We start from the raw sequence: 23,752 nt of genomic DNA on the forward strand, positions 1-23,752 counted from the left end.
TATGATGAGTAAATTAAGATATGCCTATGGCTATATCCGCGTATCTACACACGATCAGGAAGAAATCTCTCCGGATTCTCAGGAGAATCTTCTCCGGGAGTATGCTACCAGGAACAATATTGTAATCCTTAAGATTTTCTCTGACCTTGGAATCTCCGGCCGGAAAGCTGAAAAGCGTCCAGGCTTCCAGGAGATGGTCGGACTTGCAAAGGGTTCTGATCACCCGGTAGATCTGATCCTGGTATGGAAGTTCTCACGATTTGCCCGGAACCAGGAAGAATCCATTGTCTACAAGTCTCTTCTCAAGAAGCAACACAACGTAGAAGTCGTGAGCATCTCCGAACCTCTTTCAGATAATCCTTTCGGCTCTCTGATTGAGCGTATTATTGAGTGGATGGACGAATACTACTCTATCCGTCTTTCCGGTGAGGTATTCCGGGGCATGAAAGAAAATGCGACCCGTGGAGCATACCAGGCCCGTCCGCCACTCGGATACAAGGTCGTGGAGCATGGCAAGCCTCCGGTAATTATCCCGGAAGAAGCAGAAATCGTGCGCATGATATTTAACTGGTATGCGAATGAAGGAATCGGATTTTTTGATATTGCAAGACGCCTGAACAATCTTGGGCTTAAGACCTCACAAGGCAAACCATTTGAGCGGAGATCTATTGAGTACATCATTCAGAATCCTTCCTACTGCGGTATGATTCGGTGGAACCGGACAGAAAACAGTACGAACAGAATCAAGGATAAAGATGAATGGATCGTCACAAAAGGACAACAGCCGGCAATTATTACAAAGGAATTATTTGATGCAGCACAGAAACGATTCGAAACAACCTACAGACCTTCCGGGAAACGCCCCTCTTCTACATATAAACACTGGCTATCCGGATTACTGAAATGTCCTACATGTGGACGCACATTGACTGCTGCCACCATGAAACGTGCGAACGGCGAGAAATACTCCTACTTCTCTTGCTATGGATATCATAAAGGAAAATGTGAGAAACCACATGGAATCAGTTCCCTTGTCCTGGAGAAAGAGGTCCTTGCCTGCGTCAAGGAATCTCTAAGCTCCGGCAACATTTCTTACACCTTAAAAGAACGTCAGCCGATAGAAGTCTCCAATGAGAAAAATATATTAACCAGTCGTCTGGAAAGTCTTTCCGGAAAAGAAGAACGAATCAAAGCTTCTTACCGTGAGGGAATTGATACTCTGGAGGAATATAAAGCGAATAAAGCACTGCTTCAGAAAGAACGCATACACTTGGAAGAACAATTAAAAGAACTGGAAGACAATGCTCCAAAAGATACGCCGAATCCTGCTGCCAACATGCTGTTGAGGGTGCAGGGCGTCTATGATATCCTAGTCTCAGATTCTTTTACTGCAGCACAAAAGAACGAAGCATTAAAACAGATCGTGGACAAAATTGTCTACAACCGAGAACAAGATTCTCTGAAAATCTATTATTTCTTATATCTGTAAAATACCCGCAAACCACTGTAAAATAAGGGCTTGCGGGTTCTTTATACGTTGTAGCAAAAAGGTTGACACAGTGGGGCTCAAAGACCTTAGGTGATCAAGGCTATACTCCTATCCAAATTCTGCGTTACTACTACGGTGATGACATGTATATTAACACTGCCAGTGCAATTTCCGGTATTCCATCGTCCTGGCCGGGTTACGACTTAAGTATCGGTTCCACCGGTGACAAGGTACGCCAGATGCAGGAGCAACTCCTTGTTATATCTGATGCCTATCCAGCAATTCCTAAGATTGATGCAGATGGAATCTTCGGTCCTGCCACTGAAGCTGCTGTACGAAAATTCCAGTTAATCTTCGGTCTTCCAGTGACTGGAATTGTTGATTATAAAACATGGTATAAAATCTCAGAAATATATGTTGGAGTATCTAGAATTGCAGAATTAAATTAGCTTAGATGGCTAAATACATCACCAAAGAATAAAATATATTGAGATGACTTAGGAACTATATTATCTAAATTTTCATGTGATACAGGTATGTTCTCCTGTATCACATGAAACCCTCAAACTGACAGAATAATTACATTTTTTCATGTTTCTTTTTTCCACGTTCATCGTAGTCATCAAGAAAATTGTAAATATCATCATCTTTGTGATATCCAATGATTGTTCTTAAATTTACATTATGAACACTTCGGAAAATATTCTTTTCAATCAGATTGCTTTCTTCTCTGAACTGCGCGATTAGTTCTTTCATTTCATCACGTTTGGAACCACGTCCTCCGCCACAGGTTGCACAATTTTCTGTAAACCTGCATGCACACTGGATAAAATTTAATTGATTATAATCTCGCCATCCAATAATATCCGCCTCTTTAATCAGATACATTGGTCGAATCAACTCCATACCTTCAAAGTTCGTACTATGAAGTTTAGGCATCATTGTCTCAATCTTCCCACTGTATAACATTCCCATCAGAATCGTCTCAATCACATCATCATAATGGTGTCCTAATGCAATCTTATTACATCCAAGCTCCTTCGCATGTGAATAAAGATAACCTCTGCGCATTCTTGCACAGAGATAACACGGATTTTTGTCAATGTCTGCTACAGTATCAAAAATATTGCTTTCAAATACTGTTAACGGAATTCCAAGGACTTTTGCATTATCCTGAATAATCTTCCAGTTATCTGCATTATATCCTGGATTCATTACAAGAAAGACGAGCTCAAAATTTGCTTTTCCATGTTTTCTAAGCTCTTGAAAAAGTTTCGCCATAAGCATAGAATCTTTTCCACCAGAAATACAGACAGCAATCTTATCTCCGTCTTTTACAAGTTCATACTCCCGAATTGCCTTCGTAAATTTGCACCAGACAGATTTACGGAACTTTTTAATAATACTTTTTTCAATATCCTTCTGTTTTTCAGCCATGACTGTCTCATTTTCCACAAAACGTCCAAGCATCATACGTAGAAAAGAACGATATCCACCTTCAATATTGTACGCCTCATATCCTGCTTCTTCCAGCATATTTACTATATAAGCACTCCACTCCCCAGTGTGGCAAAGTACATATACTGGTTTATCTCTCGGAATCTCATCTCTTCGATTGTCCACTTCCCGCATCGGAATATTGATTGCACCTTCAACGGTTCCTCTACAGTAAGCATCCTCCGGACGGATATCCAAAATTGTGACCTGATTTATATCTTTCTTCTCTACATCTTCTATAGTAATCGTCTTCATTTTCCCTTATGTCCTCTTATCTACGCAATATTTTCTCCATCACAGGATACACAAGCACTGCCCCATTTCTCACAGTCCACTTTTCATGGCGGATTGTACGGTACCCTCTCTTTTCAAACATAATTACTGCAGGCAACGTAGCCTCCAGACGTACCGACTCATATTCTCTGGCAATCACATCTTCCAACCGCTGCATAATCAGACTGCCAACGCCATGTCTCTGATAATCTTTCCTCACAAAGACCCGAGTAATATGGTTGCCCTCAAAACTGCCGGCACCAATCACACACTCCCCATCCTGAAGGATATAAATGCGTTCCTCTTCAAGATCACGTTCCAAATTCTCCCAGCAATGCTGCTGGCTAAAGAACCTTACCACTTCCTCCGGATAGTACTTTGGATAAACTTCTTGAATCGTATTTTGAACAAGATCATAGAATTCCTCCATATCATCAATTGTCGCTTTTGTATACTCCAATTCAACACCTCATACACAATTTCAATTTGGGACAAGTTATTTTTCAGTTGGGGACGGGGGTTTTTCAAAAAAACCCCGTCCCCAACTACAATTAAAAGAAAATTCTGGCAATATCGTTATACATCACTACTACCATCAAAATCATTAGAAGTGCCATGCCTGCCAGATGCACGTAGCCTTCTTTCTCCGGTGGAATCCGTTTCCTACGGATCGCCTCTATGAGTAAAAATACCAGTCGTCCTCCGTCCAATGCCGGTAATGGTAATAAATTCATGACCCCTAAGTTTGCCGATAGCAGAATTCCAATATTAAGGAATTGTGCTATTACAATAAATACACCATATGACTTGCTTTCATTATAAGTTGTATCTACCATATTTACGATTCCCACTGGACCGGATAATTGTTTGACGCCTACGTTTCCTGTCACCAGTTGTTTTAGACTTTCAAATGTAGTACATACCCAGAATTTAACTTCGTACGCACCATATTGAACAGATGTCCATGCATTTGCTTTTGTATTTCCACCTCCACTGATTCCGATACGATAATATCCAAGTTCGTCATCCATCTTCGGTACTAATGTCGCTGTATGTTTTTCTCCATCATGGAGATACGTTACTTTCACAGTCTCTCCTTGATGGAATTGATTATAATAAGTAATCTCACGGAAAATATTAATCTTCTTTCCACCCATCCGAACAATGGTGTCTCCCTCTTGTATGCCGGCCTCTGCCGCAGAATATCCTTCTTCTACACTCGAGATAACTGGTTTATCATATCCGACCATTGCTGTCAAAATTACAGCGAGAACAAATGCCATAATAAAGTTAAAAATCGGTCCCGCTGCAATGACTGAAATTCTTGCCCATACAGATTTTTTATTGAAGTTTCCAGGTGACTCTGTCTCTTCATCGTCTTCGCCCATTGCACAAAATCCACCGATTGGCAACAAATGTACAGCGTAAACTGTCCCTTTGTATTCTTTTGAAAATAATGTCGGACCCATGCCAATAGCAAATTCCTGTACATCAATGCCGTTTAACTTTGCAAGTGTAAAATGTCCAAGTTCATGAAAGAACACAATAAAACTAAAAATTAAGATTGCAAATATAATACCCAAATCTAACGATTACCTCCTGCTTTTGATTCGTACGTAAGTTTCAGCTTCTGTCTCCAGAATCTGGTCAAGTGTCGGGTTCTCAATATTCTTATGTGCTCTCATACAATCCTCTATAATCTCTATAATCTCCAGATATTTAATCTCCCTGTTCAAAAATTGTCCGACTGCCATTTCATTTGCCGCATTGAATACAGTTGGAAGCGATCCCCCTGTTCTTCCCGCTTCATAAGCCAGTGCCAGTCCGTAAAATGTATCCATATCCGGCTTTTCAAAATCCAGTTTTCCCATGCGCCAGAAATCCAGCCTGTCTCCCGGCAAATACCTGCGCTTAGGATAATAAAGTGCATATTGAATTGGAAGTTTCATATCTGGTGTACCAAGTTGTGCAATAATTGCGCCATCTTCATATTCCACCATAGAATGAATGACACTCTGCGGTTGTACAACGACTTGTACTTTATCCACCTCCACTCCAAAAAGCCATTTTGCTTCAATGACTTCCAGACCTTTATTGACCATAGTTGAAGAATCAATCGTAATTTTCCGTCCCATTGCCCAATTCGGATGCTTTAGCGCATCTTCTACCTGAATATTCAAAAGGTCTTCCTGTTTTTTCCCGCGGAACGGTCCACCAGAAGCTGTCAATAAAATCTTATGGATCGAATTCATCTTATTGCCTTGAAGTGACTGGAAAATGGCACTGTGCTCACTATCCACCGGAAGAATGGAAACCCCCATTTCTTTTGCCAGTGGCATAATGATATGTCCCGCAGTTACCAATGTCTCTTTATTTGCGAGAGCGATATCTTTTCCTGCTTTAATTGCCTCAACCGTCGGGCGGATTCCAATCATACCAACAACAGCTGTCAACAGTATCTCCACTTCTTCCATAACTGATACTTCAATCAGTCCGTCCATACCAGTTACGATTTTTACATCCAGATCCTGTACTTTTATTTTTAATTCTGCTGCTTTTTTCTCATCCCAGACAGCTACAAGTTTTGGCTGAAATTCCCTTATCTGCTCTTCCAGAAGCGAAATATTACTTCCTGCTGCCAGACCAAGTACCTCGATATCTCCATTTTCTCTTACGACTTCCAGTGTCTGTGTTCCAATGGAACCTGTAGAACCCAGAATTGCTATTTTCTTCATATTACCACCTTTTAATATATCATATGATTTCTCGTTACAAATTCCCCGCCAGCGCCATGGTCAGATAATAAATAATCGGAGCTGTAAATATTACACTGTCGAACCGGTCCAGAATTCCACCATGTCCCGGGATCAATTTTCCGTAATCCTTAATCTCATGATTTCTTTTAATTGCAGAAGCAGCCAGATCTCCAACCTGTGAAATCATTCCACCGACTCCGCAAATGATTGCGTATTCCAGAACTCCTGCCTGTGCTCCTGCCCACTGATTCACAGCTAATGCAAATAACACTCCTAGAAGCGCAGCCCCCAGTACGCCACCAATACCACCTTCTACAGATTTCTTTGGGCTGAGTTTTGGTGCCATCTTGTGCTTTCCAAGAAGCATACCGGCACAATACGCACAAGTGTCACAGCCCCAGGAACTTAAGAAAATCAACCATACAACTATGTCCCCATCTTCCAGCATGCGTGTCTGATAAATGTAGGACAACATTACTGCTACATAAAACACTCCAAAAAATACAGTCATCACCTGTTCAGATCTGTAATTTGGAAATGTAAATACATATACCGCCATAACTAATACTAAAAACACAATCGTAAAAAGTGTCATATACTGAAGATTCCCAGTATAGAGCAGTACATAATAGGCCACTGTTGCCAGATATCCTGCAAATCCTAAAAGTTTATTCTGAACTTCTATCACTTTATATAATTCTGTCAATCCAATCAGGCTGACAACCGCAAGCAGACCAAAAAGAACATTTCCTCCAGTTCCGACTGTCGCGATCAGCACAATCACCAGTATAATTCCACTTATGAGCCTTGTCTTAAACATCTTATTCCTCCTTCACGCCGCCATAGCGTCTGTCCCTGCGATTATACTGTTCAATTGCCTTCTCCAATTCCTGCTTGGAAAAATCCGGCCATGGAACATCGGTAAAATAAAACTCTGTATAAGCAAGCTGCCACAAAAGATAATTGGACAATCTCTGCTCTCCACTTGTGCGAATCAGAAGGTCAGGATCTGGAATATCGTGTGTATCCAGATACCTTTCTATACATGCCTCATTCACTTCTTCCGGCATAAGTTTTCCTTCTTTTACATCTTCAGCCAACGTGCGTACCGCTCTTGTGATTTCATCACGGCTTCCATAATTGATTGCAATCTGAAAATTCAATCCACCATTATTTTTCGTTGCCTCTTCAAGCTCCAGAATTCTCTTCTGAATATCTTCATCCAATTTTGTAATATCTCCGATTACACGGACTTTCATATCATTTTTCGCTGCTGTCTTAAGACAGGTTTTCATGTAATTGCGAAGCAGCTTCATCAGAGCATTTACTTCTTCTTTTGGACGATTCCAGTTCTCAGTAGAAAAAGCATATACGGTCAGATATTTTATTCCCATGCACCATGCTTCTTCACAAATCTTCTCTACATTCTTACTTCCCTGTGCATGCCCATAATTACGCGGCATTCCTTTTGCCTTTGCCCAGCGTCCGTTACCATCCAGAATAATCGCAACATGCTGTGGTATATTCATAATATTATCCTCCTGCTGACTAAAATTATCTCACACATTTCAAATCTGACACAAATATATTTCAACATTCAAGAATGCCTCGGCATTCTTCTGTGAAAATTTTTTCTTATCAACATTAAATCTTATCAACATTAAATGAGGACAGACCCCTCCTGCATATCTGCCGGGGCTGCCCTCTTCTTTTCATTCCAGACTATACAGTCATAACTTCTTTTGATTTTACTTCAACAGCACGGTCAATCTCTTTAACATACTTATCCGTCATCTTCTGAAGTTCATCTTCCAGATTCTTGATCTCGTCTTCAGAAACATCAGAACCTTTCAGCTTCTTAAATGCATCATTTCCATCACGACGGATGTTACGAATTGCAACTTTCGCCGCCTCGCCTTTTTTCTTAACATCTTTTACAAGCTCTTTACGTCGTTCTTCTGTAAGTTCCGGAAAGATCAGTCTTACAGCAGTTCCGTCATTTGTCGGATTGATACCAAGATCAGAAACCATGATTGCTTTCTCGATAACTTTGAGCATGCTCTTCTCCCATGGCTGAATCTGAATCATTCTCGGTTCCGGAACAGATACGTTCGCTACCTGTTGGATTGGTGTTGGTGTTCCATAATAATCTACCATAATTCTGTTCAGCACATTCGGATTGGCACGTCCTGCACGAATCGTTCCCATCTCACTGTCCAGACTATCCATTGTCTTCTGCATCTTTGTATCATATACTTTTAATTTCTCATTCATATTGCTATATCCTCCTTATTATACCGTCACTTTTGTTCCTGTAAATGTTCCACTCATTGTCTCTACAATGCTGTTCGGCTCATTCAGTCCGAATACAAGCATCGGCATCTTATTCTCAAGGCACATAATAGAAGCCGTCAGATCTACCGCCATCAGCTTTTTGTCAATAATCTCCTGAATACTAATTTCGTTATATTTCTTTGCCTGTGGATTTACCTTTGGATCACTGTCATAGATTCCATCGATTGCCTTTGCCAGAAGCATTGCATCTGCTTCAATCTCAATAGCACGAAGTACAGCACCTGTATCTGTAGAAAAATACGGGTGCCCGGTTCCTCCTGCAAAAAAAACAACCTTTCCCTGATTCAATGCTTCCACAGCTTTATCTTTTGAAAATAATGTAGTAAATGCACCGCATACGAACGGGGTAAATACTTCTGTCTCCATTCCTGCAAAACGGAAAATATCAGATACGTAAATACAGTTCATAACTGTTGCAAGCATTCCAATCTGATCTGCCTTTACACGGTCAATTGTCTCGCTGGTTCTTCCTCTCCAGAAATTACCTCCACCTGTTACAATTGCTACCTGAACACCGTCGTCAACAAGCTGTTTTACCTGCTTTGCAACTCCAATACATGTTGCCTCGTCAAATCCTGTCTTTTTCTCCCCGGCGAGAGCTTCCCCGCTGAGCTTTAACAATACTCTTTTCATAGTTCATTACTCCTTGCGCTACATTTCATACAGTTCATTTTTATATCAGCCGGGAGATGACTCCCACCTCTATAGGGTGAGAAACAAGCTGGTATCAGTGGTAGGAGTCAATCCCCCAGCTGATATAGCCTCCGGCAGGATTGCGGAGGTGCGCAGTAGAAGTATGTCATGCAAGCGCATGACGCGCACCTCGCAGCAAGAATGCCGAGGCATTCTTGAGCTGTATGATCTGTTTCGATCATTTCTGTCATCTGGCACTTTACTCACAGGCAGACAACATCTTTGTATATTATATCATAAGCATCTGTAAAAAGGAATATCCTAGTGATTATTGATTTAGAAATTGATTTTCTACCATATCCCAGATTTCATCTCTTCCTTGCTTAGTCTGAGAAGAAAATGGAATGATCGTTGTCCCTGGAATCAATTTCAGCCCTTCTCTTAGCACTTTCATCTGCTTCTGCACCTGACTTCTTTTAATCTTGTCGAGTTTCGTTGCTATAATGATTGGATGAAATCCCTGATCAACAATCCACTGATACATTATTCTGTCATTTTCAGATGGTGCATGCCTGATATCAATCAGCAGGAATACTGCTTTCAATTGTGCAGAACTATGAAGATAACGTTCAATCAACTGTCCCCATTTAATTTTTTCCTGTTCAGACACTTTTGCGTATCCATAACCCGGAAGGTCAACAAGATACATTTCATCATTAATACTATAATAATTAATCGTCTGTGTCTTACCCGGAGTCGCTGAAATTCTTGCATAAGATTTCCGGTTCATCAACGCATTAATCAGCGATGATTTTCCTACATTTGATTTTCCCGCAAATGCGATCTCCGGTTTTGTATTCTTTGGCAGAACACTTGTAATTCCACATACTGTTTCAAGATTTACATTTTTAATGACCATCTTATCCCTCCTGTTCTTTAGAAAGTGCATAATCAAGCACTTCATCCATATGAGATACACTGACTATCTTAAGACCCTTTGTGATCTCTGAAGACATTTCTTCAATATCCCCCTCATTTTCTTTAGGAATCAGAATCATCCGGATCCCGGCATTTTTTGCTGCCAAAAGTTTTTCTTTTAATCCACCGATTGGAAGCACCCTTCCTCTTAGTGTAATCTCACCGGTCATAGCCACATCCGCACGTACCTTTCTTCCTGTCGCAGCTGAGAATATCGCCGTTGCCATTGTAATACCTGCAGACGGTCCATCTTTTGGTACTGCTCCTTCCGGAATATGGATATGTATATCATGTTCTTTAAAAAATTTCTCATCAATACCATGTTCTTTGCTGACAGAACGTATATAACTGATCCCGGCTCTTGCGGATTCTTTCATTACATCGCCAAGCTGACCAGTCAGAAGTATCTCACCCTCCCCCGGCATCACATTAACCTCAATCTGAAGTGTATCCCCTCCGACACTGGTCCATGCAAGTCCTCGGACAATTCCGACTTCATCCTGTTCATTTGCCTTCTGGAACTGGTAAATCTCTTTGCCTAGATAATGCTCCAGATTACGTTCTGTAACTTTAATACATTTCTTATTATCTTCCAGAATCTCTCTGGCTGACTTTCTGCAGATGCCTCCAATTTTCCTTTCCAATTGACGAACTCCCGCTTCCCTTGTATACACGGTCGCAATTTTTTGAAGTGCTTTCTTACTGATTGAAAGTTGTTCCTCTGAAAGTCCATGACTTTTTAACTGCTTTGGAATCAGATGTCTCTGGGCAATATGAATTTTCTCATTTTCTGTATAACTGTTGATCTCGATTACTTCCATACGGTCAAGAAGTGGTCTTGGAATTGTTTGTAATGTATTAGCTGTCGTAACAAACAGTACTTCCGACAAATCGATTGGAACTTCCAGATAATGATCACGGAACTTGTCATTCTGTTCACTGTCCAGTACTTCCAGAAGTGCAGAAAATGTATCTCCTTTATAGTCATTACTAACTTTATCAATTTCGTCTAAAAGCATCAGTGGATTCTTTACTTTTGCATTTCGAAGTGCTGTCGCAATTCTTCCAGGCATTGCGCCTACGTAAGTCTTGCGATGTCCCCGGATCTCAGCCTCATCACGCACACCACCAAGAGAAATGCGGACATAAGGTCTTCCAAGCGCTTCTGCAAGTGATCTTGCAATAGAGGTCTTACCGGTTCCCGGGGGACCTGCAAGGCAAAGAATCGGAGTCTGTCCTTTACTTGTGAGGATTCTAACTGCCAGAAATTCCAGTATACGATCTTTTACCTTTTCCAGACCATAATGTTCTTCATCAAGCTTTTCTTTCGCAGCTTTGATATCAAGATTCTCCTCACATCTCTTATTCCACGGCATCTCAAGCATCGTTTCAATATAAGTTCTTACAACACCAGACTCTGCCGGGCTTGCCATCTGGCTTTTAAATCTTTTGATTTCTTTTGCTAATTTTTCTTTCACTTCACAAGATGCATCTAAATCTTTCACTGCCTGTTCGAATTCCTCCGCATCTGTCTGAAGTGTATCTTCTCCTAGTTCCTCACGAATCAGTTTCATCTCTTCTCTTAAGATATATTCTCTCTGATTCTTATCTACACGCTCTTTTACCTTTTTCTGAAGTTCCTCTTTCACACTGAGTACGCGCATCTCATTGACCACACGAAGAGAAATGTCTTCATATCTCTGAAGAATATCCTGCTCTTCCAGAACTTTTTGGGTATCTTCATAATCCATTGGAAGATTGGCAGCAATTGTATCGACCATGACGCGCAGCGATTTTATCTCTTCGATCATCATGGCGAGTTCTTTTGCAAGCTTTGGATTTTTTGACATATAATCCCTGAACAATTCACGAAGTCCACGTACCATTCCTTCTTCATTGATTGGATTTTCCAACAGTTCCCTGTCTTCCGGTTTGCAGAAATCCGGCAATATTTTTACCGCGGCCTGAACATAAGGTTCTTCAGATTCAATCCAGGAAAGACCTGCACGCTGCTCTCCCGATACTAGAACACGTTTCATATTTCCCGGAAGCTTTACAATCTGTTTTACAGTTGCAACACAGCCAATTCTGTAAAGATCTGACTCCTTTGGCTCTTCCACTTCAACTTCCTTCTGCATTACAAGAAATACTTTCTGATCTTTTTTCATGGCCTGTGTGATTGCCTGCACAGATTTTTCACGGCTCACATCAAAATGTGTCACCTGCTCTGGCAGCACTGCAAGTCCACGAAGTGCCACCATCGGCAGACTCATCAACTCATTTTCCATACTGTTTACTCCTATAATTCAAAAATGAGACGGGAACAATTTTACTCGTACCCGTCTCTTTCATTATGCGCTTTGTGTATTCACAGAAGTGTGTTCACACTCTGGTTTTGCTTTTCCTGTCACCACGTCACCGGTGATCCGGCACGTTTTCAGTGTCTCATCGGACGGTGCGCGATACATAATATCCATCATTGTATTTTCCATGATTGCCCGAAGTCCTCTGGCTCCGGTCTTTCTTTTCAATGATATATCTGCAATCTCGTTTAATGCAGAATCGTCAAATACTAATTTCACTCCATCTAGTTCCAAAAGTTTTTGATACTGCTTTACGATTGCATTCTTTGGCTCTGTCAAGATACGGATCAAAGCATCATGATCCAGCATCTCAAGAGATACTGTAACTGGTACACGCCCTACCAGTTCCGGAATCAATCCAAATTTCACAAGATCCTGTGGCAGCACCTGAGCTAACAATTTATCTACATCATCTTCATGCTTCTCTGCAATTTCTGCATTAAATCCGATAGATTTCTGATCAATACGTTTCTCAATAATCTTATCAATTCCTTCAAATGCACCGCCACAGATAAATAAAATATTCGTTGTATCTATCTGTATCAATTCCTGATGTGGATGCTTTCTTCCACCCTGTGGAGGAACATTTGCAACCGTGCCTTCTACAATCTTAAGAAGTGCCTGCTGAACACCTTCTCCAGATACATCTCTTGTAATTGACGGGTTCTCAGATTTTCTTGTAATCTTATCGATCTCATCAAGATAGATAATACCATACTCTGCACGTTCAATATCATAATCTGCAGCCTGAATCAGTTTTAGAAGAATATTTTCCACATCTTCTCCTACATATCCTGCCTCAGTAAGAGCTGTTGCATCAGCTATTGCAAATGGAACATTCAGAATTTTTGCAAGTGACTGGGCAAGAAGTGTCTTACCACACCCTGTCGGACCCAGCATCAGTATATTACTCTTATTCAATTCGACGCCGAGATCTCTCTGTGCCATAATACGCTTGTAGTGATTATATACAGCAACAGAAAGAACCTTTTTTGCCTCATCCTGTCCAATCACATAATCATCAAGAAATTCCTTGATCTCTTCCGGTTTCAAAAGATTGATATCTGAAAACGGAGTCCAGGAATCATTCTCATCATATGCCATCTCTTCTTCTATAATCTCAGAGCATACTTCCACACATTCATCACAGATATAAGTATCATTCGGTCCTGCAATCAATTTTTTCACCTGAGCCTGTGACTTATTACAAAATGAACACCTTATCTGATCATCATTTCTTCCCAATATTCTACACCTCATTAAAGAATAGGGAACATATCTGTTCCCTATCGTCTTGTAATTACTTCATCGATTAATCCAAATGCTTTGGCTTCCTCAGCGGACATAAAATTATCCCTGTCAGTCTCTCTGCTAATGACCTCCAGCGGCTGTCCTGTATTCTCTGCAAGAATCCGGTTCAATCTCTCACGAGTCTTCAGGATATGCTCTGCTGCAATCTGAATTTCAGTTGCCTGACCTTGAGCTCCTCCAGATGGCTGATGAATCATAATTTCGGAATTTGGAAGGGCAAGTCTCTTTCCTTTTGTACCTCCGGCCAGAAGGAATGATCCCATGCTTGCTGCCATACCGATACAGATTGTCTCAATATCACATTTGATATACTGCATAGTATCATAAATTGCCAGACCTGCAGATACAGATCCGCCCGGACTGTTAATGTACAGATGAATATCCTTTTCCGGATCCTCTGCTTCCAGGAAAAGAAGCTGCGCGATTGCTACACTCGCTGATGCATCTGTAACTTCTTCTCCAAAAAATATAATTCTGTCCTTTAATAATCTTGAATAGATATCATAGGAACGCTCTCCTCTGCTTGTCTGTTCAATGACATAAGGTACTAAACTCATACATATGCCTCCCTGTTATATTTCAGTGACTTATTATTTCTCTACAGCGTTCTCAACAAGGAAATCAATTGCTTCCTGAACAGCCATATCGTCTTTCATCTGCTGTTTCTCAGCCTCTCCTACAAGATCTTTAAGTTTTTCAACTTCCATATCGTAAGACTTAGCCATCTCAGCTAACTTCTCATCAATCTTCTCGTCAGAAATCTCAATATTCTCAGCTTTTGCAATTGCCTCGAGAACAAGACGTGTCTTAATGTTCTTCTCTGCTGATGGAAGCATCTGCTCCATCATCTTGTCTGCTGTCATTCCTGTGAACTGTGCATACTGCTCCATTGTCAGTCCCTGTGACATCAGATTCTGAGCAAAATTATCCATCTGCTGGCGCGCCTGTGTCTTGATCATAAGTTCAGGAATCTCCATTGTTGCATTCTCGATAGCTTTTGCGATTACCTGATCTTCTTTTTTTGCTTTTCCTTCTTTAGCTTTTTCTTCTTTAATCTTAGCTTTTACATCAGCCTTGTACTCATCTAATGTATCAAACTCAGATACTTCTGCTGCGAATTCATCATCAATCTCTGGAAGCTCTTTCTCTTTGATCTCATGTACTGTACATTTGAATACAGCATCTTTTCCCTGAAGGTTCTCTGCATGATACTCCTCCGGGAATGTAACTTTAATTTCTACTTCTTTCTCTGCCTCTACTCCGATAAGCTGATCCTCGAATCCTGGAATAAATGTTCCGGAACCAATTGTAAGAGAATAGTTCTCTCCTTTTCCGCCCTCGAATGCTTCTCCGTCAACAAATCCTTCAAAATCAAGAACAACTTCATCTCCGTCTTTAACCGGACGTCCTTCTACTGCAACTGTTCTTGCGTTCTTTCCTGCCTCTTCCTGGATCTTAGCGTCAACTTCTTTCTGTGTTACGCGTGTAGATACTTTATCTACCTCAAGTCCTTTGTACTCTCCAAGAGTAACCTCCGGTCTTGTAGCAACAAGTGCTGTGAAGATGAACGGTTTTCCTTTCTCGATCTGTGTAATATCAATCTCCGGCTGAGATACGATCTGAAGATCACACTCATCGTAAGCCTCTGAGTAAGCCTGTGGAATCAGAGCATTCGCTGCATCTTCATAGAATACATCTGCTCCATACATCTTCTCAACCATCTGACGCGGAACTTTTCCTTTACGGAATCCTGGCATACTGATTTTATTTTTCTGTTTCTTGTATGCGTTCTGAAGTGCTTTTTCTAATTCATCAGCAGAAACTTCGATTGTGAGTTTCGCCATATTTTTTTCTAATTTTTCTACCTGTAAACTCATCTACCCTTTTCCTCCTATTTCTATCCCCCTTGCATGGGCAATCCGCAAAAGGGCATATTACATTGCATTCACTCAAGAAGTATATCACAAACATTTCCAAATATCCAGTTCGATTTTACGGATATTGCGTTTTTTTATAAGGTTTTCATAAATTATCTCTGATATACAATAGAATCTGCAATTTCTACTGCTTTTTCCTCGCTGATAAGCACTTCGATCAGTTTCAGTGCAAAATCAATTGCAGTTCCAACTCCCTGACTTGTAATGATATTTTCGTCAGTTGCTACTGGTGCTCCGGTCAGATATGCATCTTCAATCTCACTTTCCATGCCTGGATAGCAAGTCGCTCTCTTTCCTTTTAAAAGTCCCATATCTGCGAGAATTGTCGGTGCCGCACAAATTGCTGCCACATATCTTCCGTCGTCATATGCTTCTTGAACTGCCTTTCTGACATTCTCATCTTCTTTTAGATTTGTTGTTCCCGGCATTCCACCCGGAAGCACGATCATATCGGATTCTTTAAAATCAATCTCTGTAATCAGATCCTCTGTCTGCACAGGTATTCCATGTGCTCCGCGCACTGTATAATCATCTGTAATTGATACTGTATCCACATACACTTTTGCTCTTCGAAGCAGATCTACTACCGTCAGAGCCTCAATCTCTTCAAATCCATCTGCTAATAATACAGTTACTTTTTTCATACTAAATTTCATAACGGATCTCTCCTTTTCTTATTTTTCTTGACTCATTTTCTTAATAGTAACACTGTTTACTTTTTGTGTAAACTGAATTATGATTATGCCATGGAGGTATTATAATATGGAAATAGAACGCAAATATCTTATTGATACTCTTCCGGAAGATTATCAGGATTATCCCTGTCGTCACATCGAACAGGCTTATCTGAACACGGATCCGGTTATTCGCATCCGGAAGGACAATAATAAACATGAACTCACTTATAAATCAAAAGGTCTCATGGCAAGAGAAGAATATAATCTGCCACTTGATGAAGCTTCATATCAGCATCTGCTCACAAAGATTGACGGACGTCTCATCAGAAAAAAACGTTATATGATTCCACTCAATGATTCTCTAACTATTGAATTAGATGTCTTTGAAGACGATCTGGCTCCACTGCTTCTGGCTGAAGTAGAATTTCCAGATGAAGCTTCGGCACTCTCTTTCACACCACCAGAATGGTTTGGAACAGATGTTACATTCTCCAGCGAATATCACAACAGTACTCTTAGTTTAAAATAGTCTGATTATATTGTTAATTTTATTTAAAAGCAACATATTGTTGCTTTTTCTTATTTTGCCACATTTCGGCGCATATTCTTTTATTTATTGAACAAATTGTTATGATGTAAACATATTTTTGATTCAATGGAGGAAACATCAATGGCCAATATCCAATTGACCGAGAATCTTCGTATTCTGCGTGAGCGAAGTAATCTTAAGCAGGATGAATTTAGCAGATATCTGAATATTTCTCGTCAGACATATTCCAATTACGAGCGTGGCACACGCACCCCTGATCTGGAATTACTCAAATCAATTGCTGACTTTTATCATATTACCATTGATGAACTTTTATTCTGTAACGGCTACAAGATTCCTCTGTATTCCATGCAGCCCGATAGAATTTCCGAGGGCGAAATTCCGTATATTAAATGCAAAAAATCCGATAATATCATCTATCTCTCCGATGAAGAGCTAAAGCTTTTACTTCTTTTTCGTGCTGCTTCTGACGAAGTGAGACAGATTATTACCGGCTTTCTTGCAAATTCAAATAATCAGGAAGAATAACAGATTGGGAAGAGATCCCATCTGTTATTCTTCCATGACAAATTCATCATGTACTGCATTCATAGCTTTATCAATATCTTTCTCAGCTACGAGTACTGTAATACGAATTTCTGATGTTGAAATCATGTTGATATTGACTCTGGAATTGTACAGCGCCTCGAACATTCTGGATGCAACTCCCGGATTGCTCATCATTCCTGCTCCTACAACAGATAATTTTGCCACATCTTTGTTGTATGTAATATCCTTAATCGTAAGTCTTTCTTTATTCTTATCCAGAACTTCTAACGCATGTTCAAGATCGTCCGAAGCAACAGTAAAGGAAATATCTTTTGTCCCCTCGCGTCCTACAGACTGTAAAATAATATCTACATTAATGTTATTGGCTGCCAATGTATCAAATACACTAAAAGCTGTCCCTGGTTTGTCTTCCACTCCGATTACAGAGATTCTTGCTGTATTTTTATCTGCTGCAACTCCTGTTACTAACAGTTTTTCCATTCCTGTTCCCTCCCCTACTACGGTTCCTTCTGTCTGATTGAGACTAGATCTGACTACCAGCTCTACATTGTATTTTTTTGCCATCTCGACTGAACGGTTGTGAAGTACTTTCGCTCCAAGGCTCGCCAGCTCCAGCATCTCATCATAAGTAATAAAATCTAATTTTTTTGCATTCTTTACAATTCTCGGATCAGCTGTAAAGACTCCATCAACATCTGTATAAATCTCACATTTGTCTGCATGAAGTACCGCAGCAAGCGCAACTGCAGTTGTGTCTGAACCACCTCGTCCAAGTGTTGTAATATCGTCATACTTATTCACACCCTGGAATCCTGTTACGATCACAATCTTTCTGGAATCCAGTTCATGTCTGATACGCTTAGTATCTACACGTTTAAATCTTGCATTTCCATAACGTGATGTTGCATGCATCGCAACCTGGAATGCATTTAGAGATACCGCTGGCACATCCAGTGCCTGCATAGCCATAGCCATCAATGATACTGACACTTGTTCTCCTGTTGTCAAAAGCATATCCAACTCACGCTTCTTTGCATCTGGGTTGATGGAATTTGCAAGTTCAATCAGCTCATCTGTTGTATCTCCCATCGCAGAAAGCACGACTACCACATCATGCCCTGCTTTATAGTCTTCAATGCAGCGTCTTGCCACATTAAATATTCGTTCTTTATTGGCAACAGAAGTCCCGCCAAATTTTTTAACGATCAGCATAGTTTCTCCCTTTCCCTAATCTTCAATACGGATCATATGAAGAATCTGGTCTTCATAACTCTTCGCTCTTGTATCATAATCACCTTCCATCATGATCGGAGTCACAAATCCAAACTCTCCGTCCAGACCGTCAACCTTCACGATTTCAACATCCCCAAAGGAATAACGGATATCTTCAATCTTCTCCTCCACGTTCCCTTTCATACGGATAAAGAATCGTCTCTTCATGGAAGATTTATCTTCCAGACGGAGTTTCTCTTCTTTCCACATAGTCATCACATTGCGGTTCAGGTTCTTGGCTGCTTCCACAACATCGGATACAACAGCACTTGCCGTTGGAAGTTTTCCTGCCCCGCTTCCATAGAACATCGCATCTCCCAAGACATTTCCATGAACGAAAATTGCATTGAAAACACCATTTACATTGTAAAGCGGGTGATCCGGATAAAGCATGCAAGGTGCGACCATCGCGCCAAGTCTTCCGGCATGTGTCTTGCTGGAAGCCAAAAGCTTGATTGTAGTTCCCATAGCCTTTGCATATCTCATATCTTCTACTGTAATCTTTGTAATTCCTTCACAGTAAATATCTTCAAAATCTACCTGCTGACCGGAAATCAGAGATGACAAAATTGCAATCTTTCTGCAGGCATCGTATCCTTCTACATCTGCCTCCGGATTTCGCTCTGCATATCCGTTATCCTGTGCTTCCTTTAATACAGAAGCATAATCTGCTCCTTCATAGAACATCTTCGTCAACATATAATTCGTCGTGCCATTGAGGATTCCGGTAATTTCTTCAATCTCATCTGCTGTCAGTGAAGAATTAAGCGGACGGATAATCGGAATACCACCGCCTACACTCGCCTCAAACAGAAAATTTATGTTCTTTTCTTTTGCAATAGAAAGCAATTCTGCACCGTGCTTTGCCACAAGTGCCTTATTGGAAGTTACGACACATTTTCCGGCAAGAAGGCTTCTTTTCACAAAGGTATACGCTGGCTCGATTCCTCCCATGACTTCCACAACGATCTGAATCTCATCATCAGAGATAATTGTCTCAAAATCATGAATTACTTTTTCCTGTATCGGGTCTTCTGGAAAATCTCTGATGTCCAACACATATTTTACATTCAGTGCATCCCCGATTCTCTGGGCAATGCGCTCACCATTGGTATCAATAACTTCCACGACACCTGAACCAACTGTACCATACCCCATCACTGCTATATTTATCATACCGTTCCTCCCTTTTCACCGCCTGATACATATTTTAAATAGGCGTTTATAAACATATCAAGATCTCCGTCAAGAACCGCCGTAACATTGCCATTTTCCACATTCGTTCTGTGGTCTTTTACCAACGTGTATGGCTGCATAACATAGGACCTTATCTGATTACCGAATCCGATGTCTTTTACTTCTCCCCGGATATCTGATACTTTTTCTGCCTGTTCCTGCTCCTGCAGCAGCTTTAATTTTGCCTTCAACATCTGCATAGCTTTTTCTTTATTATGATGCTGTGATCTTTCATTCTGGCATTGAACTACAATTCCTGTCGGCAAATGCGTGATTCGGATTGCAGAAGATGTCTTATTGACATGTTGTCCGCCAGCCCCGCTTGCACGATAGGTATCAATTTTCAGATCATCATCCAAAATATCAATATCAATGTCTTCTTCAATATCCGGCACCACATCGCAGGAAGCAAAAGAAGTCTGTCTCTTTCCCGCTGAATTAAATGGCGAAATTCTTACAAGCCGATGTACACCTTTTTCTGATTTCAGATAGCCATAGGCATTGTCTCCAACTACTTCAAATGTAATATTTTTTATTCCGGTAATATCTCCATCCAGATAGTCCAGTACCTGAACCGAAAATCCTTTTGTCTGAAACCACCTGGTATACATACGGTACAGCATGTTCACCCAGTCACATGCCTCCGTTCCGCCTGTTCCGGCATGTAATGTCATAATCGCATTGCAGGAATCATATTCTCCTGATAACAATGTCTCAATTCTGAGTTTTTCAAAATCTTCCTCAAAATGAGCAATATCCTTTTCAATTTCCTTCACCATCGAGCGGTCTTCCTCTTCATCAACCATCTCAATCAGTGTACAAATATCATCATACTCCGAATATAATGCATGGATCACTTTCAAATGTTCCTGAAGATCTTTTAATTCTTTCATGATTTTTTGTGATTCTTCCGGCGCATCCCAGAATCCCGGTTCTTCTATCTTACGTTCCAGTTCCTCAACCCTGTTCTCTTTGCCGGAAATGTCAAAGTGAATCCCTCATTTCGGCAAGAGGTTCTTCATAGGAGTTCATAATTCCCTTATACTGTTCTAATTCAATCACACTGCCTCACCTCTTTCTTTTTTATGTTTTTAACTTACTGCATAACGACATCTCTCCCGTCACTTTTCGCAACGGGAGATTCATCCCTTTTTCGATTTGTCTGTTATTTATTTCTTCCACAGCACTGTTTGTACTTCTTACCACTTCCACATGGGCAAGGGTCATTTGGATAGATTTTCTTGCTTTCCCGCTTCTTCGGCTCACGAAGAGCTGTGTCATCTTTATTGGTTCCAGTTACTTTTGCGACCTGCTCGCGCTCAGCTTTCTGCTCGATTCTTACATGCATCAAAGTTCTGACTGTTGTCTCTGTAATTGCCTGAGTCATCTCGCCGAACATATCATATCCAAGCATCTTATACTCAATCTTCGGGTCACGGTTACCGTAAGCCTGAAGACCGATTCCCTGACGGAGCTGATCCATATCGTCAATATGATCCATCCATTTTGCATCAATAACTTTTAAAAGCACGACACGTTCCAGCTCACGGATATGCTCTGGCTCCGGAAACTCTGCTTCTTTTGCTTCATATGCTTTTGCTGCGCGCTCTTTTAACAGATGCTTCAGCTCTTTCTGTCCCATGCCTTTGACATCATCCGGTGTCACCGGTGCCATCGGAATGACCGCTCCTATTACACGGTTCAATTCAATCAGATCCCAGTCCTCATAGTCCTGATCTACTGAAACTTCAGCATCTACAGTATTCTCAATGTAATCGTTAATCATATGGAAGATGGAATCACGCATATTCTCGCCATCCAGCACACGTCTTCTCTCTTCGTAGATGATTTCTCTCTGCTCATTCATAACCTGGTCGTACTCTAACAGATTCTTACGAATTGCAAAGTTATTGCTCTCAATCTTCTGCTGAGCTTTCTCAATCGCACTGGAAAGCATCTTATGCTCGATCTGCTCGCCTTCTTCTACTCCAAGCGTCTCAAACACCTGCATCAGTCTCTCAGAACCGAACAGTCTCATCAGGTCATCTTCCAGAGAAATGTAGAATCTAGATTCTCCCGGATCTCCCTGACGTCCGGAACGGCCACGTAACTGGTTATCAATACGTCTGGATTCGTGACGCTCAGTACCGATAATCTTTAATCCACCGGCTTCTCTTGACTCATCATCCAGCTTGATATCTGTACCACGACCGGCCATATTCGTTGCGATTGTGACAGCATCGTGAATACCTGCCTGCGCCACGATCTCAGCCTCCAGTTCATGATACTTAGCATTCAATACATTATGCTTAATTCCTCTTCGTTTGAGCATGCCGCTTAAAAGTTCAGAAGTCTCAATTGTAATTGTACCAACAAGCACTGGCTGATGATTTGAATGTGCTTTCTCAATTTCATCACATACTGCTTTGAATTTTTCCTTCTTTGTCTTGTATACGGCATCTTCCAAGTCTTTTCTCGCAACCGGACGATTGGTTGGAATCTCAATTACATCCATTCCATAAATCTCACGGAACTCCTTCTCCTCAGTAAGAGCCGTACCTGTCATACCGGCTTTCTTCTCAAATTTGTTAAACAAGTTCTGGAAAGTAATGGTTGCCAGTGTCTTACTTTCTCTCTTAACCTTCACATGCTCTTTTGCTTCGATTGCCTGATGAAGTCCGTCAGAATAACGGCGTCCCGGCATAATACGTCCGGTAAACTCGTCAACGATGAGTACTTCATCGTCTTTTACAACATAATCCTGGTCACGGAACATCAGATTATGTGCACGCAGTGCAAGGATAATATTATGCTGGATTTCCAGGTTTTCCGGATCAGCCAGGTTCTCAATATGAAAGAACTTTTCAACTTTCTTTACACCATCTTCTGTCAGGTTGATATTCTTCTCTTTTTCATTGACGATAAAATCACCAGTCTCTTCAATATCCTCGCCCATAATGGCATTCATCTTACTGAATTCACCACTCGCCTCGCCTTTTTCCAACTGACGCGCAAGAATATCGCATGCTTCATATAGCTTGGTAGATTTATCACTCTGACCGGAAATGATCAGTGGTGTTCTCGCCTCATCAATCAATACGGAATCGACCTCATCGATGATAGCATATTTCAGTCCACGCTGAACGAGCTGCTCTTTATAAATAACCATGTTATCTCTCAGATAATCAAATCCGAGTTCGTTGTTCGTTACATAAGTAATATCGCAATTGTATGCAGCACGTCTCTCATCATTATCCATGCTATTCAATACAACTCCGACAGTCAGTCCCAGGAACTCATGAACCTGTCCCATCCACTCAGCATCACGCTTTGCCAGATAGTCGTTGACTGTTACAATATGCACCCCCTCACCGGTCAATGCATTCAAATAAGCCGGAAGTGTAGAAACCAGTGTCTTACCTTCACCAGTCTTCATCTCAGAAATACGTCCCTGATGAAGAATAATTCCTCCGATCAACTGTACTCTGTAATGCTTCATGCCAAGTGTACGTCCTGCCGCCTCACGCACAACTGCAAATGCCTCTGGCAGAATATCATCCAGTGTCTCTGTGTCTTTCAGACGGCTCTTAAATTCCTGTGTCTTATTCTTAAGCTCCTCGTCGGAAAGCTGCTCCATCTGCGGCCCCAACGCTTCAATCTCATCTACAATGGGATAGATACGCTTTAACTCATTTTCACTATGTGTTCCAAAAATTTTTTGCAATAAGCCCATATCTATACATTACTCCTTGTCCGTAAATTTACTCAGTATCCATTTTATCACTATCAAGAATGCAATTCAACCAATTTACAAAGTGTTTTCAAACTGTTCACACTTGAAATATTTTCTCATCATTCAAGAATTCTCTCGCATTC

Annotated in this window: 21 protein-coding genes and 1 pseudogene; 4 read left to right on the top strand and 18 right to left on the bottom strand. The window is 40.9% G+C overall.

Features of this window, described 5'->3' with window-relative positions:
- Window position 1 precedes the first annotated feature (1 nt).
- On the top strand, window positions 2-1,489 hold the full coding sequence (locus C7E02_RS03775) for a recombinase family protein (protein ID WP_105308839.1): 1,488 nt from the start codon (window positions 2-4) through the stop codon (window positions 1,487-1,489).
- Between the two features lie 62 nt (window positions 1,490-1,551).
- Window positions 1,552-1,938 (top strand): annotated as a pseudogene (locus tag C7E02_RS03780) (peptidoglycan-binding protein); the annotation flags it as partial.
- Between the two features lie 130 nt (window positions 1,939-2,068).
- Here C7E02_RS03780 and C7E02_RS03785 read toward each other — a convergent pair.
- The 14 genes from C7E02_RS03785 to C7E02_RS03850 form a co-directional block, all read right to left on the bottom strand.
- Window positions 2,069-3,241, bottom strand: coding sequence for an ATP-binding protein (locus tag C7E02_RS03785; protein WP_105308840.1), 1,173 nt, complete (start codon window positions 3,239-3,241; stop codon window positions 2,069-2,071).
- Window positions 3,242-3,257: 16 nt separating this feature from the next.
- Window positions 3,258-3,719, bottom strand: a complete 462-nt coding sequence (locus C7E02_RS03790) for a GNAT family N-acetyltransferase (RefSeq protein ID WP_005331292.1) — start codon at window positions 3,717-3,719, stop codon at window positions 3,258-3,260.
- A 91-nt stretch (window positions 3,720-3,810) separates the two neighbouring features.
- Window positions 3,811-4,842: an RIP metalloprotease RseP gene (gene rseP / locus C7E02_RS03795; RefSeq protein ID WP_005339776.1), complete on the bottom strand. Its 1,032-nt coding sequence runs from the start codon at window positions 4,840-4,842 to the stop codon at window positions 3,811-3,813.
- Between the two features lie 9 nt (window positions 4,843-4,851).
- A complete protein-coding gene (locus C7E02_RS03800; RefSeq protein ID WP_005339775.1) occupies window positions 4,852-5,994 on the bottom strand; it encodes a 1-deoxy-D-xylulose-5-phosphate reductoisomerase in 1,143 nt (380 codons plus the stop codon).
- Between the two features lie 34 nt (window positions 5,995-6,028).
- Entirely contained in the window at window positions 6,029-6,835 is an 807-nt protein-coding gene (locus C7E02_RS03805) for a phosphatidate cytidylyltransferase (protein WP_005339774.1), read from the bottom strand.
- Window position 6,836: 1 nt separating this feature from the next.
- Window positions 6,837-7,547, bottom strand: a complete 711-nt coding sequence (locus C7E02_RS03810) for an isoprenyl transferase (RefSeq protein WP_288165522.1) — start codon at window positions 7,545-7,547, stop codon at window positions 6,837-6,839.
- 190 nt (window positions 7,548-7,737) lie between these two features.
- Complete coding sequence (gene frr / locus C7E02_RS03815; protein ID WP_005339772.1) at window positions 7,738-8,289, bottom strand: ribosome recycling factor; 552 nt, start codon at window positions 8,287-8,289, stop codon at window positions 7,738-7,740.
- An 18-nt stretch (window positions 8,290-8,307) separates the two neighbouring features.
- Window positions 8,308-9,003 carry a UMP kinase gene (pyrH, locus tag C7E02_RS03820; RefSeq protein WP_005331308.1) on the bottom strand — a complete coding sequence of 232 codons (696 nt, stop codon included), beginning with the start codon at window positions 9,001-9,003 and terminating at the stop codon, window positions 8,308-8,310.
- A 328-nt stretch (window positions 9,004-9,331) separates the two neighbouring features.
- On the bottom strand, window positions 9,332-9,922 hold the full coding sequence (gene yihA, locus C7E02_RS03825; protein ID WP_005339770.1) for a ribosome biogenesis GTP-binding protein YihA/YsxC: 591 nt from the start codon (window positions 9,920-9,922) through the stop codon (window positions 9,332-9,334).
- Window position 9,923: 1 nt separating this feature from the next.
- Window positions 9,924-12,269, bottom strand: coding sequence for an endopeptidase La (lon, locus tag C7E02_RS03830; RefSeq protein ID WP_105308841.1), 2,346 nt, complete (start codon window positions 12,267-12,269; stop codon window positions 9,924-9,926).
- 63 nt (window positions 12,270-12,332) lie between these two features.
- Window positions 12,333-13,604: an ATP-dependent Clp protease ATP-binding subunit ClpX gene (clpX, locus tag C7E02_RS03835; protein ID WP_005331326.1), complete on the bottom strand. Its 1,272-nt coding sequence runs from the start codon at window positions 13,602-13,604 to the stop codon at window positions 12,333-12,335.
- 26 nt (window positions 13,605-13,630) lie between these two features.
- Window positions 13,631-14,212, bottom strand: a complete 582-nt coding sequence (clpP, locus tag C7E02_RS03840; RefSeq protein ID WP_005331327.1) for an ATP-dependent Clp endopeptidase proteolytic subunit ClpP — start codon at window positions 14,210-14,212, stop codon at window positions 13,631-13,633.
- A 33-nt stretch (window positions 14,213-14,245) separates the two neighbouring features.
- Window positions 14,246-15,532, bottom strand: coding sequence for a trigger factor (gene tig, locus C7E02_RS03845; protein WP_105308842.1), 1,287 nt, complete (start codon window positions 15,530-15,532; stop codon window positions 14,246-14,248).
- Window positions 15,533-15,684: 152 nt separating this feature from the next.
- Window positions 15,685-16,248, bottom strand: coding sequence for a DJ-1 family glyoxalase III (locus C7E02_RS03850; RefSeq protein WP_005339760.1), 564 nt, complete (start codon window positions 16,246-16,248; stop codon window positions 15,685-15,687).
- Between the two features lie 106 nt (window positions 16,249-16,354).
- On the opposite strand from C7E02_RS03850, the gene C7E02_RS03855 reads away from it, so the two are divergent.
- Together C7E02_RS03855 and C7E02_RS03860 are read left to right on the top strand one after the other, a co-directional pair.
- Window positions 16,355-16,798, top strand: a complete 444-nt coding sequence (locus C7E02_RS03855) for a CYTH domain-containing protein (protein WP_005339758.1) — start codon at window positions 16,355-16,357, stop codon at window positions 16,796-16,798.
- A 141-nt stretch (window positions 16,799-16,939) separates the two neighbouring features.
- Window positions 16,940-17,347, top strand: coding sequence for a helix-turn-helix domain-containing protein (locus tag C7E02_RS03860; RefSeq protein ID WP_005339756.1), 408 nt, complete (start codon window positions 16,940-16,942; stop codon window positions 17,345-17,347).
- Between the two features lie 24 nt (window positions 17,348-17,371).
- On the opposite strand, the gene C7E02_RS03865 is transcribed toward C7E02_RS03860, so the two are convergent.
- The 4 genes from C7E02_RS03865 to secA form a co-directional block, all read right to left on the bottom strand.
- On the bottom strand, window positions 17,372-18,580 hold the full coding sequence (locus C7E02_RS03865; protein ID WP_005339755.1) for an aspartate kinase: 1,209 nt from the start codon (window positions 18,578-18,580) through the stop codon (window positions 17,372-17,374).
- Window positions 18,581-18,595: 15 nt separating this feature from the next.
- A complete protein-coding gene (locus tag C7E02_RS03870; protein WP_022279713.1) occupies window positions 18,596-19,816 on the bottom strand; it encodes a homoserine dehydrogenase in 1,221 nt (406 codons plus the stop codon).
- A protein-coding gene (gene prfB, locus C7E02_RS03875; RefSeq protein ID WP_105308843.1) for a peptide chain release factor 2 occupies window positions 19,813-20,938 on the bottom strand; the annotation gives its coding sequence in 2 pieces (ribosomal slippage) (window positions 19,813-20,862 and window positions 20,864-20,938; 1,125 coding nt in all). The genes C7E02_RS03870 and prfB overlap by 4 nt, the downstream gene beginning before the upstream one ends.
- A gap of 103 nt (window positions 20,939-21,041) precedes the next feature.
- Window positions 21,042-23,609, bottom strand: coding sequence for a preprotein translocase subunit SecA (gene secA, locus C7E02_RS03880; RefSeq protein ID WP_005339750.1), 2,568 nt, complete (start codon window positions 23,607-23,609; stop codon window positions 21,042-21,044).
- Between the last annotated feature and the right edge of the window lie 143 nt (window positions 23,610-23,752).

This window comes from Dorea sp. Marseille-P4042, from assembly GCF_900290215.1.
GTDB classification, from domain to species: domain Bacteria; phylum Bacillota; class Clostridia; order Lachnospirales; family Lachnospiraceae; genus Dorea; species Dorea formicigenerans.